General features: G+C 62.6%; 13 protein-coding genes. 11 read left to right on the top strand and 2 right to left on the bottom strand.

Annotation, left to right across the window (positions count from 1 at the left end; all coding sequences use genetic code 11):
• Positions 1 to 85 precede the first annotated feature (85 nt).
• The 8 genes from AC1ECK_RS02235 (at position 86) to AC1ECK_RS02270 (ending at position 7,764) form a co-directional block, all read left to right on the top strand.
• Positions 86 to 1,351, top strand: a complete 1,266-nt coding sequence (locus AC1ECK_RS02235) for an aromatic ring-hydroxylating oxygenase subunit alpha (RefSeq protein WP_480315414.1) — start codon at positions 86 to 88, stop codon at positions 1,349 to 1,351.
• 5 nt (positions 1,352 to 1,356) lie between these two features.
• Positions 1,357 to 1,845, top strand: a complete 489-nt coding sequence (locus AC1ECK_RS02240; protein WP_480315416.1) for an aromatic-ring-hydroxylating dioxygenase subunit beta — start codon at positions 1,357 to 1,359, stop codon at positions 1,843 to 1,845.
• Positions 1,842 to 2,594 carry an RraA family protein gene (locus AC1ECK_RS02245; RefSeq protein ID WP_480315418.1) on the top strand — a complete coding sequence of 251 codons (753 nt, stop codon included), beginning with the start codon at positions 1,842 to 1,844 and terminating at the stop codon, positions 2,592 to 2,594. Before AC1ECK_RS02240 ends, AC1ECK_RS02245 begins: the two co-directional genes overlap by 4 nt.
• Positions 2,595 to 2,596: 2 nt before the next feature.
• Entirely contained in the window at positions 2,597 to 2,830 is a 234-nt protein-coding gene (locus AC1ECK_RS02250) for a hypothetical protein (protein WP_480315420.1), read from the top strand.
• Positions 2,820 to 4,217: an amidase gene (locus tag AC1ECK_RS02255; RefSeq protein ID WP_480315422.1), complete on the top strand. Its 1,398-nt coding sequence runs from the start codon at positions 2,820 to 2,822 to the stop codon at positions 4,215 to 4,217. The genes AC1ECK_RS02250 and AC1ECK_RS02255 overlap by 11 nt, the downstream gene beginning before the upstream one ends.
• 86 nt (positions 4,218 to 4,303) lie before the next feature.
• A complete protein-coding gene (locus tag AC1ECK_RS02260) occupies positions 4,304 to 5,119 on the top strand; it encodes a TauD/TfdA dioxygenase family protein (RefSeq protein WP_480315424.1) in 816 nt (271 codons plus the stop codon).
• A gap of 143 nt (positions 5,120 to 5,262) precedes the next feature.
• Positions 5,263 to 6,378, top strand: a complete 1,116-nt coding sequence (locus AC1ECK_RS02265) for a LysR family transcriptional regulator (RefSeq protein ID WP_480315426.1) — start codon at positions 5,263 to 5,265, stop codon at positions 6,376 to 6,378.
• A gap of 285 nt (positions 6,379 to 6,663) precedes the next feature.
• Positions 6,664 to 7,764, top strand: coding sequence for a porin (locus AC1ECK_RS02270; protein WP_480315427.1), 1,101 nt, complete (start codon positions 6,664 to 6,666; stop codon positions 7,762 to 7,764).
• 140 nt (positions 7,765 to 7,904) lie between these two features.
• Here the strand turns inward: AC1ECK_RS02270 and AC1ECK_RS02275 are convergent, their stop codons facing one another.
• Both AC1ECK_RS02275 and AC1ECK_RS02280 read right to left on the bottom strand, forming a co-directional pair.
• Positions 7,905 to 8,309, bottom strand: coding sequence for a DUF3331 domain-containing protein (locus tag AC1ECK_RS02275; protein ID WP_480315429.1), 405 nt, complete (start codon positions 8,307 to 8,309; stop codon positions 7,905 to 7,907).
• Positions 8,310 to 8,349: 40 nt separating this feature from the next.
• On the bottom strand, positions 8,350 to 9,642 hold the full coding sequence (locus tag AC1ECK_RS02280; protein WP_480315431.1) for an NAD(P)/FAD-dependent oxidoreductase: 1,293 nt from the start codon (positions 9,640 to 9,642) through the stop codon (positions 8,350 to 8,352).
• Between the two features lie 137 nt (positions 9,643 to 9,779).
• Between AC1ECK_RS02280 and AC1ECK_RS02285 the strand changes: the two genes are divergently transcribed.
• From AC1ECK_RS02285 to AC1ECK_RS02295, 3 genes are all read left to right on the top strand, one after another.
• A complete protein-coding gene (locus tag AC1ECK_RS02285; protein WP_480315433.1) occupies positions 9,780 to 10,451 on the top strand; it encodes a TetR/AcrR family transcriptional regulator in 672 nt (223 codons plus the stop codon).
• A 358-nt stretch (positions 10,452 to 10,809) separates the two neighbouring features.
• A complete protein-coding gene (locus AC1ECK_RS02290) occupies positions 10,810 to 11,133 on the top strand; it encodes a hypothetical protein (RefSeq protein ID WP_480315435.1) in 324 nt (107 codons plus the stop codon).
• Positions 11,134 to 11,329: 196 nt separating this feature from the next.
• The gene (locus AC1ECK_RS02295; RefSeq protein ID WP_480315437.1) at positions 11,330 to 12,556 is read left to right on the top strand and encodes an MFS transporter; all 1,227 of its coding nucleotides are present in this window, start codon (positions 11,330 to 11,332) and stop codon (positions 12,554 to 12,556) included.
• Positions 12,557 to 13,127: the final 571 nt, after the last annotated feature.

Here is a 13,127-nt window from a genome sequence, read left to right on the forward strand (position 1 = left end):
CCGTGCGCGCCGGCACCAGCCAAGACCCGCAACAACGATGAGCCGGCGCCAGACGTCCGGTCGAACAACCTCAAGCAAAGCCTCGATGAATGCGTCCCTGAATGTCCCTGTCGAAGAGAAGCTGGTCCAGTGGCCGGAAGAAGGTGTGCGGCGGATTCCGTACACCGTGTATTCGGATCCGAACGTGTTCGCCGCCGAGCAGCAGGCGATCTTCCGCGGTCCGATCTGGCATTTCCTCGGACTCGAAGCGCAGATCCCGGAGCCCGGCTGCTACGTGCTCGCCCAGCTCGGCGAAGTGCCGGTGATTCTCGTGCGTCGCAAGGACGGCTCGATCGGTGCGCTCGTGAACCGCTGCTCGCACAAGGGCACGCCGCTCGTCTATGAGCCGTCAGGCCGCATCGAGCGCCTGATGTGCATCTATCACAACTGGTGCTTCGACTTTGAAGGCAACATGACGTCGGTCGCATTCGAGCGCGGCGTGCGCGGCAAGGGCGGCATGGCTTCGACGTTTGACAAGCGCGATCACGGTCTGCAACGGCTGCGCGTGCACCTGATCTCGGGTCTCGTGTTCGGCACGCTGAACGACGAGACGCCGCCGTTTGAGGAGTACGTCGGCGCCGATCTGATCGCCAATATCCGCCGCGTGTGCGGACGCCCGCTGCGCATTCTCGGCCAGTACAGCCAGTTGCTGCCGTCGAACTGGAAGCTCTATATCGAGAACGTCAAGGATCCGTATCACGCGTCGATCCTGCATGCGTTCAACGGCGTGATGAAGCAGGATCGGCTGACGATGGAAGGCGGCATCACGATGGGCTCGCGCGGCTGGTCACACATCAGCTACTCCAGGATGAGCACCGACAACGGCGATGCCGTGTATTCGCAGGGGCAGATGCGCTCGGCTGAGATCTCGGCATACGGCTTCGGCCTGCGCGACAAATCGATGATGGAGGTATGGGACGACTTCGGTGACGGTGTGTCGATGACCATCCAGACCATTTTCCCGAACTTCGTGCTGCAACAACTGCGTAATTCGCTAGCAGTACGCACGATTGTGCCGCGCGGCACGCATGAGTCGGAGCTGCGCTGGATCGCGTTCGGCTTCGTCGACGACGATGAGAAGAAGATCAATGGGCGCCTGAAGCAATGCAACATGATGGGGCCGGCCGGCCTCATCGCGATGGAAGACGGGATGATCGGCGGCCTCGTGCAGAAGGGGATCGCCGGCAGTCTGAACAAGGCTGCCATCGTCGAGATGGGCGGCCACGGCATCGAGCCGATTCCGGGCTCGCGCGTGTCCGAAGGCAGTGTGCGCGGTTTCTGGACCGGTTATCGCGCCCTGATGGGATTTTGACGAGCATGAGCACACAGAACCCTACGAACGTGGCGCTGCACGCGCGCGCGCGTCAGTTGATCGCCGAATACGCCGACACGATCGACGACGGCGCGTTGTCGGCGTGGCCGACCTTTTTCACCCAAGACGGTCTCTATCGCATCACCACGCGCCAGAACGAAGCCGCCAACATGCCGCTGTCGATCATGCTGTGCGACAACCAGGCGATGCTGTACGACCGCGTCGAGGCGATCGAGCAGGCGAACGTGTTCGAGCCGCATTGCTACCGGCACATCCTGTCGGATTCCCGTGTGCTGGAAACGGGCGACGACTCGATCCGCCTGTCGACGAGCTTCGCCTGTGTGCGCACGATGCTCGACGGCCGCGCGATGCTGTTCGCGTCCGGCCGCTACGTCGACCAGATCGTGGTGCAGGGCGAGCGCTGCCTGTTCCACTCGCGCGTCGTGATTCTCGATTCGTCGCGCATCGATACGCTGATTGCCATTCCGTTATGAGTGCTGCTCTTTCCGCTCAATCCTCCGACGCCGGGCTGGTCGACGTGTCGCCCGGCGATCTGGCGCTGCTCGCGCAGACCAGCGTCGCGACCATCACGACCTGTCTGTATCGCGCCGGCATCAAACGCGCGTCGCCGCAGGGCATCGGTCCGGTGTCGAAGAGCCAGCCGCGCATGGTCGGCATCGCTTACACCGTGCGCTTCGTGCCGGCGCGTGAAGACGTGGGCGGCATGGCGAGCTACGGCGGCGCGGCCAACCTGCACCAGGCCGCATTCGAACGTTGCCCGCCGGGCGGCGTGCTGGTGATGGACACGCGCGCCGAGACGCGCAGTTGTTCGTGCGGCGACCTGCTGATCGGCCGGCTGAAGGCGCGCGGCTGCGCCGGCATCGTCACCGACGGCGGCTTTCGCGACACGCCCGACATCGCGGCGCTGGATTTCCCCGCGTTCCAGCGCATGCCGGTGCCGTCGCCGAGCTTCGGCTATCTGCACGCGGTCGAACTGAACGTGCCGGTCGGTTGCGGCGACGTCGCGGTCTATCCGGGCGACGTGATCGTCGGCGATGCGGAAGGCGTCGTCGCGATCCCGCGCCAACTGGCGCATCGCATTGCGGCGGAAGCGGCGGAGCAGTCGCGCTACGACGGCTTTGCCGCGGAACAGATCGCCAACGGGCGCAGCGTGATCGGCCTGTATCCGCCAACCGACGCGTCGCGCGCGGAATTCGCGGCGTGGGAAGCGCAGTCGCGATGAACATGCCGCCGCCGTCCCTGCCTGCAGCATCCGACGAAGAAGTCGCGCGTCGCTGCGAGGCCGCGTGGTTCGCGACGCTCGCTGCGCGCGGCATCGTTTGCGACGTCGCGCGCAGCGAACGCCTGGCGGCGGCTTCGCCGTATCTCGCGCGCGTCAGGCAGCGGTTGCGGGAATGGCGCGCACACGCCGATCACCTCGATTTGCGCATCGGCGCGGAGCCACGTCGTGGCGAATGAGCCATCCGCCGCGTGCGGGATCGCGTCGATCGGCGAGGCCGCGCGCGCGATTCGCAGCGGGCGGCTTTCGCCGGTGCAACTGGTCGAGCGATGCATCGAACAGGTGACGCAAGCGGACGAGGCCGTGCACGCGTTCGCAGCGTTCACGCCCGACATCGCGCGCCATGCGGCGCGTGAGTGCGAGCGTGAGATCGCGCAGGGACGCTGGCGTGGTCCGCTGCATGGCGTGCCCGTCGGGGTCAAGGATGTGATCGACGTGGTCGGCGTACCGACCCGTGCGCAGTCCTGGCAGCTCGACGGCCCGTTGCCGCTTTGCGATGCACCGGCTGTGCAGCGTTGGCGCGAGGCGGGCGCGGTGTGCCTCGGCAAGCTCACCACGCACGAATTCGCGTTCGGGGCGCCGTCGGATGAGCCATGCCGTGCGGCCCGCAATCCGTGGCGCACCACTCACTTCGCGGGCGGTTCGTCGAGCGGCGCGGCGGCGGCCGTCGCGAGCGGCATGACGTTCGGCGCGCTGGGCAGCGACACGGCTGGTTCGGTGCGCAGCCCCGCAGCGCTGTGCGGCGTGACGGGCTTCAAGCCGGGGCGCGCGTCGATTGATCTGGGCGGCACTGTCCCACTCGCGCCATCGCTCGATACGCTCGGCGTGATCGCGCGTAGCGCAGAGGACTGTGCGCTGCTGTTCGCCGCGTGTGCGAAGCCAGGCGCGACACGCATGACCACCGACAGCGACGGCCTTCCGTTGCTCGGCGCCGACCTGCGCGGGATGCGGATCGGCGTCGTCCGCAATTTCTGGAACGATGCGGCGGTCGATGCTCAGGCGTTCGGCAGTGCGCTAGACGCAGCATGCGGCGTGTTCGCGGGCCTCGGTTGCAGGTTGAGCGACGTGACGCTGCCTGCGCTCGACGACTGGAACGCGGTGGGCTTCACCGTGCTGCTCGCCGAAGCGTTCGCGTTGCACGAGCGCTGGCTGCGCGACCGGCCGACGCATTATGGCGCTGCGTTTTTCGACGCCGTGCTCGCGGGTGCGGCGTTCGACGCAGCGGATTACGTCGCGGCGACGGCCGCAGCGCGCGCGCTGAACAGCGCGTTCGACGCCACGATGGCGCACTGCGATGTGCTGATCGCACCGATCCAGCCGGGCGAAGCGTCGCCGTTCGATACGTCGGACGGGTGGGGTTTTCTGCGGCGTCCGAGTTTCGGCATTCCGTTCAACCTGACGGATAGCCCGGCGCTGTCGATGTGCTGCGGCTTCGGTCCGCATGGTTTGCCGCTCGCGCTGCAACTGGTGGGAGCGCATGGCGCGGAGGAGACGGTGCTGCGTGTCGCCCACGCGTATCAGTCGAGCACCGACTGGCACCGGCGCATGCCGGCGTGCGCTTCATGAATAGCCGGGTCCCCGTAGAAGGAGCCGGGCAGCGCACCGCCCGATTCGAAAAGCGGTTCAACTCACAGTCAATCAAGGACGTTCAGATGTCGTACACGAAAATTCAAGTGACGCCGGTCACGCCGCATATCGGCGCGGAGATCGGCAACATCGATCTGACCCGGCCACTGTCGGATCTCGAAGTGTCGGAACTGCACCGCGCGCTGACCGAGTTCGGCGTGATCTTCTTTCGCGACCAGCCGATCGACCTGCAACATCACGAGGTGCTGGCGCGCCATTTCGGCGAGCTGCATCTGCACACGGGGCCATCCACGGAAAGCAAGCCGTTGCCGGAAAATCCCGCGATCCGTATCCTTCACTTCGACCACACGTCGGAGAAGGTGGCGGGCGAGAAGTGGCATTCGGATCAGACCTGCGCGGCCATGCCGCCGATGGGCAGCATCCTGCATCTCGTCACGACGCCGCCGAACGGCGGTGGCGCCACGCTGTTCGCGAGCATGTACGCCGCTTACGAAGGTCTGTCGCCGCGCATGAAGGCGTATCTGGAAGGGCTGTCGGCGGTGCACGACGGCCGCGGGGTGTTCGGGCCGAACGCGCCGGTGAATACGCATCCGGTCGTCGTCCGGCATCCGGTCTCGGGGCGCAAGCTGGTGTTCGTGAATTCGGCCATGACGTCGCATATCGAGGGCATTCCGCGCGACGAAAGCGACGCGATCCTTGCCTTCCTGTACGGGCACTGCACGAAGCCGGATTATCACGTCCGCTTCCAGTGGCAACCGCATTCGATCGCGTTCTGGGACAACCGCTGCACGCAGCACAAGGCGATCTGGGACTACTACCCGAACGTGCGCTCGGGCTTCCGCATCCAGATCAAGGGCGCCGAAGCGCCACGGATGGGCTGACGTGTTTCGTTCGCGTGCACGCCACAATGCGTTACTCGACATGCACGCGATTTATTGGCCGGTTACGATGAGCTGACTCGCGCGTTGCCGGTCCATGGGGCCGCCGACGCTGCATAGATGGCCCTCGATACACAACGAAGCTCATGCCTCTCGGACTGCTGCCCGGTTTTGTCAACACGTCGGCGCTGCGCTACTTCTATGAAGTGGCGCGCTACGGCTCGTTCCAGATCGCCGAAGAGAAGGTGCACGTGGCGGCCTCCGCGATCCGCCGCCAGGTGCAACTGCTCGAGGACGAACTCGGCACCCGGCTGTTTGCGCGGGACCGCAACGGCGTCCGGCTGACCCCTGCGGGTGAAACGCTGCTGTATCGCGTGCGCCGCGTGATGTGGGAACTGGACGCCGCACGCTCGGAGATCATGGCGCTGACCGGTGAACATACCGGGCACGTGCGCATCGGCATCAATGAGACGGTGGCGCGCGAATTCCTCGCGACGTTTCTCGGCGAGTTTCGTGCGCGTTACCCGCGTATCACGTTCGAAGTGGTGATCGCCAGCTCGAATCTGCTGGCTGAAACGTTGTTCCGCGGCGAGGTCGACATCATTATCGGCTACGCGCTCGAAGGGCAAGAAGGGCTCAAGCAGGTCGCGTCGTTCAGTCTGCGCACGTGTATCACCGTACAGCGCGATCACCGGCTGGCGGACAAGCCGTTCGTGCGCGTGAGCGACCTGGTCGACGAGACCTTCATTCTGCCCACAACCGACCAGCGATTGCGGCAAACGCTCAACACGATCTTTTCGCGTGTGGCGGTCAAGCCGAATTTCAGCGTTACCACCAATTCGTTCGAATTCATCGCGCTGATGGTGGCGCGGGGGCAGGGCATCGGCTGCCAGATCCGTGTGCTGACGGGGCTCGATCCTGCGCGGCCGGAAGTCGTCTACGTGCCGCTGCACGATCCCGACATCAGACCGCAGGTGCTGGCTTGCTACGTGTCGTCATCGCAACCGCTCAGCCGCGCGGTCGAGCTGTGTCTGAAAGAGCTGCGCGGCGCGCTCGAAGACTGGCGCGCGGGTGTCGATCATGGGCATGGGGCGACGCCGCCGGATTCGCGGCCGCGCCATGGGTCTTTCGCGGCCGACGACGAAATTGGCGCTGCCCACGCGACTGATCATCTCGACGGACTTGCCGGCGACGAGGCGCAAGAGGACGTCGCTGCGCAAGCTCACACGCACATCGACCGTTTTGCGGACGACGCCGACTAACTGCGGCAACCTGCTTCATCACGAATTTCATCGTTGCCGCGCGATTTCCGGCGGATGGCGGGCGGTCTTCGCACGTGCGTGCTCAACGGGCGAGCCGGCCCGCTAAATTTTCGGCGAGCAGAGATTATTTTCTGTTGTTTTCCGATTCTTTTCAGATCAATAACCTGCAGCATCCCTAAGCGATGTGAATCGCGAAGTGCTCAAGGGAGATCGCGTCGTCGCAAGCGTGAACGTCGGTCGCGTGCGTACGAACTCATGTCGAAATCATTCAACAACACATTGCCCATGAAACCCTATATTCAGGCCGCCTGTTGCGTGGCTCCCCTCATTGCACTGCCTCTCACGGCAAACGCGCAGTCGAGCATCGCGCTGTACGGCATCGTCGATTCGTCGATCCAGTGGGCGCACTCTGGCGGCGTCAGTACGACGCGGGTCGACGCCAGCAACGTGCAGACGTCGTCATGGGGATTGCGCGGCGAGGAAGATCTCGGCGGCGGCACCAAGGCGATCTTCAAGCTCGAAAACGGTTTCAACACCAACACGGGCGCGGATGCGCAAACCAGCAAGATGTTCGGCCGTGAGGCATGGGTCGGGCTGTCGGGCAAATACGGTTCGCTCACGCTGGGTCTGCACAACACGCCGCTCGCGTATGGGCTCATCCGCTTCTCGATGGGCGATCTCGGGCACTGGGACTGGGGGCATGCGAGCAACAACTACGACTTCTTCACCAGCACGAGGGTCAATAACTCGGTGGCCTACGTGTCACCGATCATCAGCGGCGTAACGGTTTCGGCGCTCTATGCGCGCGGCGCCAACGGCGACAGCACGCTGCCGCGTACGCTCGGGGACACCGTGTCGGTGGGCGTCAATTACACCAAGGGGCCGCTCGCCCTCGAGGCCGACTACGAGAGCATGGTCTATGGCAAGACGTCGTCGATCACGGCAGGCTCGCAGACGGGCGTGGGGAATTTCGAATTTCTCGGTGCGTCGTACGACTTCAACTTCGTGAAGGTCGGCGCGCTGGCGATGCTGCATCGCGGCTCGGGCGACGTGAAGGCTGTCAACTCGAGCATCTATGCCGACCCGAACAACTTCTACTACGACGTGTCGGCGCTGTTCCCGCATATGCTCACGCAGAACGGCAGCCTGATGCTGAGCTTCGGCCAGTACAAGCTGCAGGGCAATTCGGCGGGCAATTCGACGTCGATCGGCTCGCGCTACGACTATCACCTGTCGCTGCGGACGGGCGTGTACACCGGCGTCGCCTACATCAAGAACGGCTCGCTTGCGTCGTTCACGCAAACGGGCGCAGCGTATTCGGGCATCCCGGTCACGACAGGCAAGAACCAGATCGCGGTGCTCGCGGGCATGATGCATCGGTTTTGAAGCGGCGGTACTGCGCGTCTGTTGCGTCGCGGAGCAGAGCAGAGCGGCCAAGCTAGCCGCGAAAGGGCGTGCGCCGGGTGCCTGTGCATGTTATGGGCGCCTGGCGTACTCGCAGGTTGCTGGGCTGCCAGCCGCGAAAACTAGCAACATGAAGCGGCAAAGGCACGCTCGACCATTGTTGCAAGCATCATGGCAGCCGCGTTGGATGGAGGCGGCTCGACCTTCGCAGGGCGGTAGATCGCATCGCCCGCAATGATGGTTAGTCCGCTCAGGGCACATATACCCGATCGTTTGGCTAAAGCAAGGCGCCAAACCTGTTCGCCGTACTTGCAACCTCGAGGGTCGCTCCACGATACCGTGACCGTTCGCGAACTGGCTCGATCGAGCAGCGCAATGGCGACGTCACCGTTCCTGACCGGTGGACTGTTCGATACGTGCGAATCGACTATACGCCGGACGCGAGCCGTCAACTGATGCGCGCATCCCGCATCGAGCTGGCCGACCGTGCGCTGCCATGCAGTGTCGGCCGTCACGTGTTGATCCATGGCATTGCTCCTGTAGATCCCGTCGCAAGTGAGGTGGCTTTCAGCTCAGCCGTATCTTCGGCTGCACGAGGCCGTTGAGCCGCTCGGCGCTCCACAGCGCCAGGGCCTTGCCGAAACCGTGCAAAGCCTGCTGATGCTGCCGGTAGAGCATGGCGTGACTGAGCTGCGCGAATCGACCTTTGATAAACCCGCCACGGAAGAACCCGAACTGCCCGAGTGTTCCAAACGCGTTGTAGTCGCTTAGCGACACGAGCGCGCCGAAGTCGCGAAAGGCAAAATCGGGCAATGAGCCGCCATCGAGCCAGGCCGGCAAGTGCTTCGCAAGATGCTGCGCCTGTTGCGTGGCGACTTGCGCCGTTGGTGCGAGAGGGCGTTCATTGCCGGCGAGCGTCAACGTCGAGCAATCACCGAGGGCGAATAGTGTGTCGTCGTCCTGCGCCTGCAGGGTTGGTCTGACGGCGATCTGATTGGAACGATTGTTCGCAATTCCATCCAGTTTGCCGAGAAAATCGGGCGCCTTGACACCCGCCGCCCACACCATCAGATCGGCCGGTTGCTTGCTGCCGTCGTCGAGCCGGAATCCATCCGGTTCGGCGGCGATCACTCGCGTACCCGTTCGCACCGTGAAGCCGATATTGCGCAACTGTGCCTCGCTGGACTCCGACACCGTAGGCGGAAACGCCGCCAGCACGCGCGACGCGCTTTCATAAAGGGTGAGGTTCAGACGTGAGCGGATGCCGGGATCGCCATAACTCGCGGCCACTTCGAGCAAACGGCTCAATTCCGCCGCCAGTTCGACGCCGGTCGCGCCGGCGCCGACGATCGACACGCGCAACGGGCTATTCGTCACAACGCTCTGGAATATGCGGATGCGCAAGGCTTCGTTGAAGACTTCAGCCTGTGCCTGGCTGTCGATGAAATGGCAATGCTCGTGTACGCCTGGTGTGCCGAAATCGTTGGCGCGACTGCCTAACGCGAGAATCAGCAGATCGTATTCGACCGTGCGCGGACCGACGACGACTTCACCCGACGGCGAACGCAGTTCAGCCAGCTTCACGACGCGCGCGTTGCGATCCAGACCTTCCATTTCGCCTGGTTGATAGTTGAAGCCGTGGTCGCGAGCGTGGGCAAGATAGATGACCTGCTGTTGCTGGACATCGCGAGTGCCGGCCGCAATGGTGTGCAGCATGGGCTTCCAGATATGGGTTGCACTTTTGTCGATCAACGTGACCTGAGCGCCGCCACTGCGGCCAAGCGTGTCGCCGAGCCTGGTCGCAAGCAGAAGTCCGGCGATACCGCCGCCGACGATGACGATCCGGGTAGTCTGGCGCATGGGTAAATATTCTACGAGTGATGAATTAATGCGATACTACGATCTGGATGGGTTCATGTCAAACTGGTGCCGCTGCCCCCCGCGGTGCGACACCCGTTAAAATTCCAACCTTTCCCTGAGTACGATCTATCGCCGCTGTGAAACATCCTAACGACCAGGCCAAGCACGCCACGACGAATCCCACGCCCCGTCGCTCACGTGGCCGTCCGGCGTGCAGCGACGCAGGCGGCGCCGATGCATTGCTGCGCAGCGCACGCGGAGCGTTTGCAAGGAACGGCTATGAGGCGACCAGCGTGCGCGAAATCGCCAAGGCGTCGGGTGTCGACCCCGCGCTGATCGCACATCATTTCGGTTCGAAGGAAGCGTTGTGGATCGCCGTGGTCGACCAGATCGCCAACGAAACTGCAACCATGATCGCGAAAACCACCGCGTTGCGGGACATGCCAGATCTGGGATTGCGAGCGCGCGTCGAGAGCGCCGTGTCGATTCTGATCGACCAGGTGTTTCTGACGCCGGACGTGGGCATGTTTTTTTCGACTGCCACAACCGAAACCGGGGAGCGCCTCAACCTGCTGATTGAGCGAGTGGTACGGCCGTTTCATGACGTGTTTGTGCCGTTGCTCGCTGATGCGATCGACGCAGGGACGATTCCGCAGCAAGACCCCGAAATCATGTTCACGATGCTCGCCGGCGGTATCAGCAAAACCGTCGCCTATAGCCATGCGCTGAGTCCTTTCTCTTCCTTGCCGCGGCGTCCCAAAGCATTCAAACACGCCGTTTTAACGACGGCTTTAGCCATGCTCGGCTAATACATGCTATTTGCATGAGACGTTGGCGCGTCGATCCGGGAGAAGGCGGTAGAAGTCGATAATCAGCTTCGCTATCGCTCTTAGCTTCTTTGGCGACTCGTATCAATGTCGCGCAAGCACAACATGATATTGATTGACAGTTCGTGCGTTCATAGGGAAACTTGACGCCATGTTGACGAACCACATCCCTTCCTTCGCAGAGCAACGCGGCATGTATGTCCATCTGGACGTACTGCGGAGGGTCTGTTCGCGCTAGATTATAAAATCGTAAGCATTGCTCGACAGGCCTATCCGGAAACGGATGAGGCCTGTTTTGTTTGTATTGTCTCCGTTTCCGGTCTTACTAACGGAGATAACTATGAACAAGAAATCATCGATTCGCGCTCCTCACAACGAGTCCATCCAGACGACATACCCGACCCGGCATCCCGTCGGGTCGAAAGACGTGGACAACATAAACGATCGATGTGCGAACTGGGAGGGCACGCCGGTAGCATCGACACGGATTTTCCATCCGTTCGAATACTGGGTGCCTGAAATGACGGACGTTGAATATGGTTTTGCAGACGGGCCGGCAGACTCACGCAAGATCAAGGACGGCCGCCTCAAGCAGCCGATGGTTGCGCTCGGGTGGCTGCGCGATTGGGCGATGGGCCTCTTCCGCCAGGTGCACGGGCCTTGAAGCGCATGGCGCCGTGGCGTCGTAGTTCAGCGAGTTCTGCGGGACTTGGCGCCGGGGCGCGGGATCAGGTTGGCCGGCGGGGAGTGACGTCCGCTCCATCAGCCGGCCACCGCTTCTGCTCGTGAAAACGGGGGAAGGGTCTCGCAGCGATCGAAACAGCGATTGCGGCAACATTTGATCTCACGGACGCAACGATATGAGCCACAAGACACGTTCAATCTACAATGCCCGGCTCATGTATTTGGGCGTCGCCCTTGGCGCCGGGGGCGTGGCCTTCTATGTACCGTTGATGCTGTCGCAGGTCGGGCAGCACTTCTCCGGCGTGTGGGCGGCGTCCATCCTCTTTGCGACCAATCTCGGCCGAACGATGGGCTCGCATTTCGCGAGCCGCCATCCATTCTTCACGGAGCGCCCGGCGGCCATCGTCTCGACCATCATGCTGGAAGGTGTCGCGCTATTCTGCATGGCGTTTCTGCATGCGCCATGGGCGTTTGCTACCGTGGCATTGGCGGCCGGCCTCGGCAGTGGCCTGTCTTTTCCCGGGTTAAAGAACTATCTGCTCAAGCTTAAAGACCTCGACAGCGCGCGGTTGTTCGCCGGTCTCTCGATGGCGATCCGGCTTGGCATGTTGTTCGGCTACCTCAGCGGTGCGCTCGTCACCGCACGCCACATGACAGCAGTATTCACGGCGATCCTGGTGATGTTCATTGGCTATGCGACGTTCATGCGGCTGGCCATCGGCGACATCCTTGCGAACCCGCCGTCGGAACCGCAAGCGCCACAAGAGCTAGCTTCAACGACGACGGCTGCGGAACCCATCACCGCTTCCATGGAGACGCGCCGGCCGACGCTAAGTTCGTTGTTGCTGTCCAACCTCGTATTCTGGTTCCTCACTATCCAGCCGACCGTAGCGTTGACGCTGTACGTTCCACGCTTTGTGCCGGGCATGTCGGTATCCACGACCTTCTGGATTTCGTCGCTCACGGTGCTCCTGCTGCAGATGCGGGTGACACGGATGGCCAAAAGCGCCGACAGCCACCTGGGATTCCTGCTTTTCGGCTACGGCAGTTTGCTGGCGAGCTTCGCCGTGATGGCCCTGGCGGGTAATCAGGCCTGGCTGGTAATGAGCGCAGCCGTGCTTTTGGCATTGGGGCAAATTTTCTACGTACCCTCGTTCGACGTGATTGTGTCTGGCTATGCAAAGGCGCACGGCATGCAAACCGGCCCAATGATGGCGCGCCAACACTTCTATCAAAACATTGGCGTCATGTGCGGCAGCCTGGTGGCCGGAGCCCTGTTCGACCTGGGCATCCACTGGCGGATGCCGGCACTGAACTGGTGCGTGCTCGCCGTGCTGGCCGCCGCCATGTTGTTGCTGCTGACTACGGATGCGAGGCGCAGGGCGGCCCCCGCATTGGGATAGCGCACTTTCAGCCGACCGTATCGCGGACGTGACAAAGCCATCGGGATCGTCCAAATATTCCCTCGGAGGACATCATTACGGCAACTTTCAGCTACTCAAGCTGATTAAACCGGTGACCGATATAGCGATCATTCATGCGGCGGGTTGCCGCTAATGGAGGATCAACGTGACATCGTTCAGATTCGATGAAATCGAGAGACTGATCAAACATAACGACGTGGTAATCGTGCGATCAGACGAACAGAAGATGAAGGTTTCTCCTTATCGTGGCAAGCAGCAGCGCGATGCAATTCTTACGTTCTTAAGGTTCTCTGGGGCACACTCGCGCGCGATCGTGTTCAGTCACCACTCACAGGCTGGTCCGATAGGCGTCGACGTTCAATCGGGTGAGTCCTTTACGTGGCAAGGATTCTGATTCCAGCCGCGCCGGATCTGAATGGTGGTGCACGTCACGCGTCTTGCGCGCGACAGCCGGACCGTTTGCGCCTGCCCGGCGACAGGGACTTCGCCGCCGCACCTCGGGATGATTCCGGACGCTTGCCGCGAGCGACATTTGTTTTCTGGGAGAACT

This window comes from Paraburkholderia sp. SSBN10T (genome assembly GCF_056619545.1).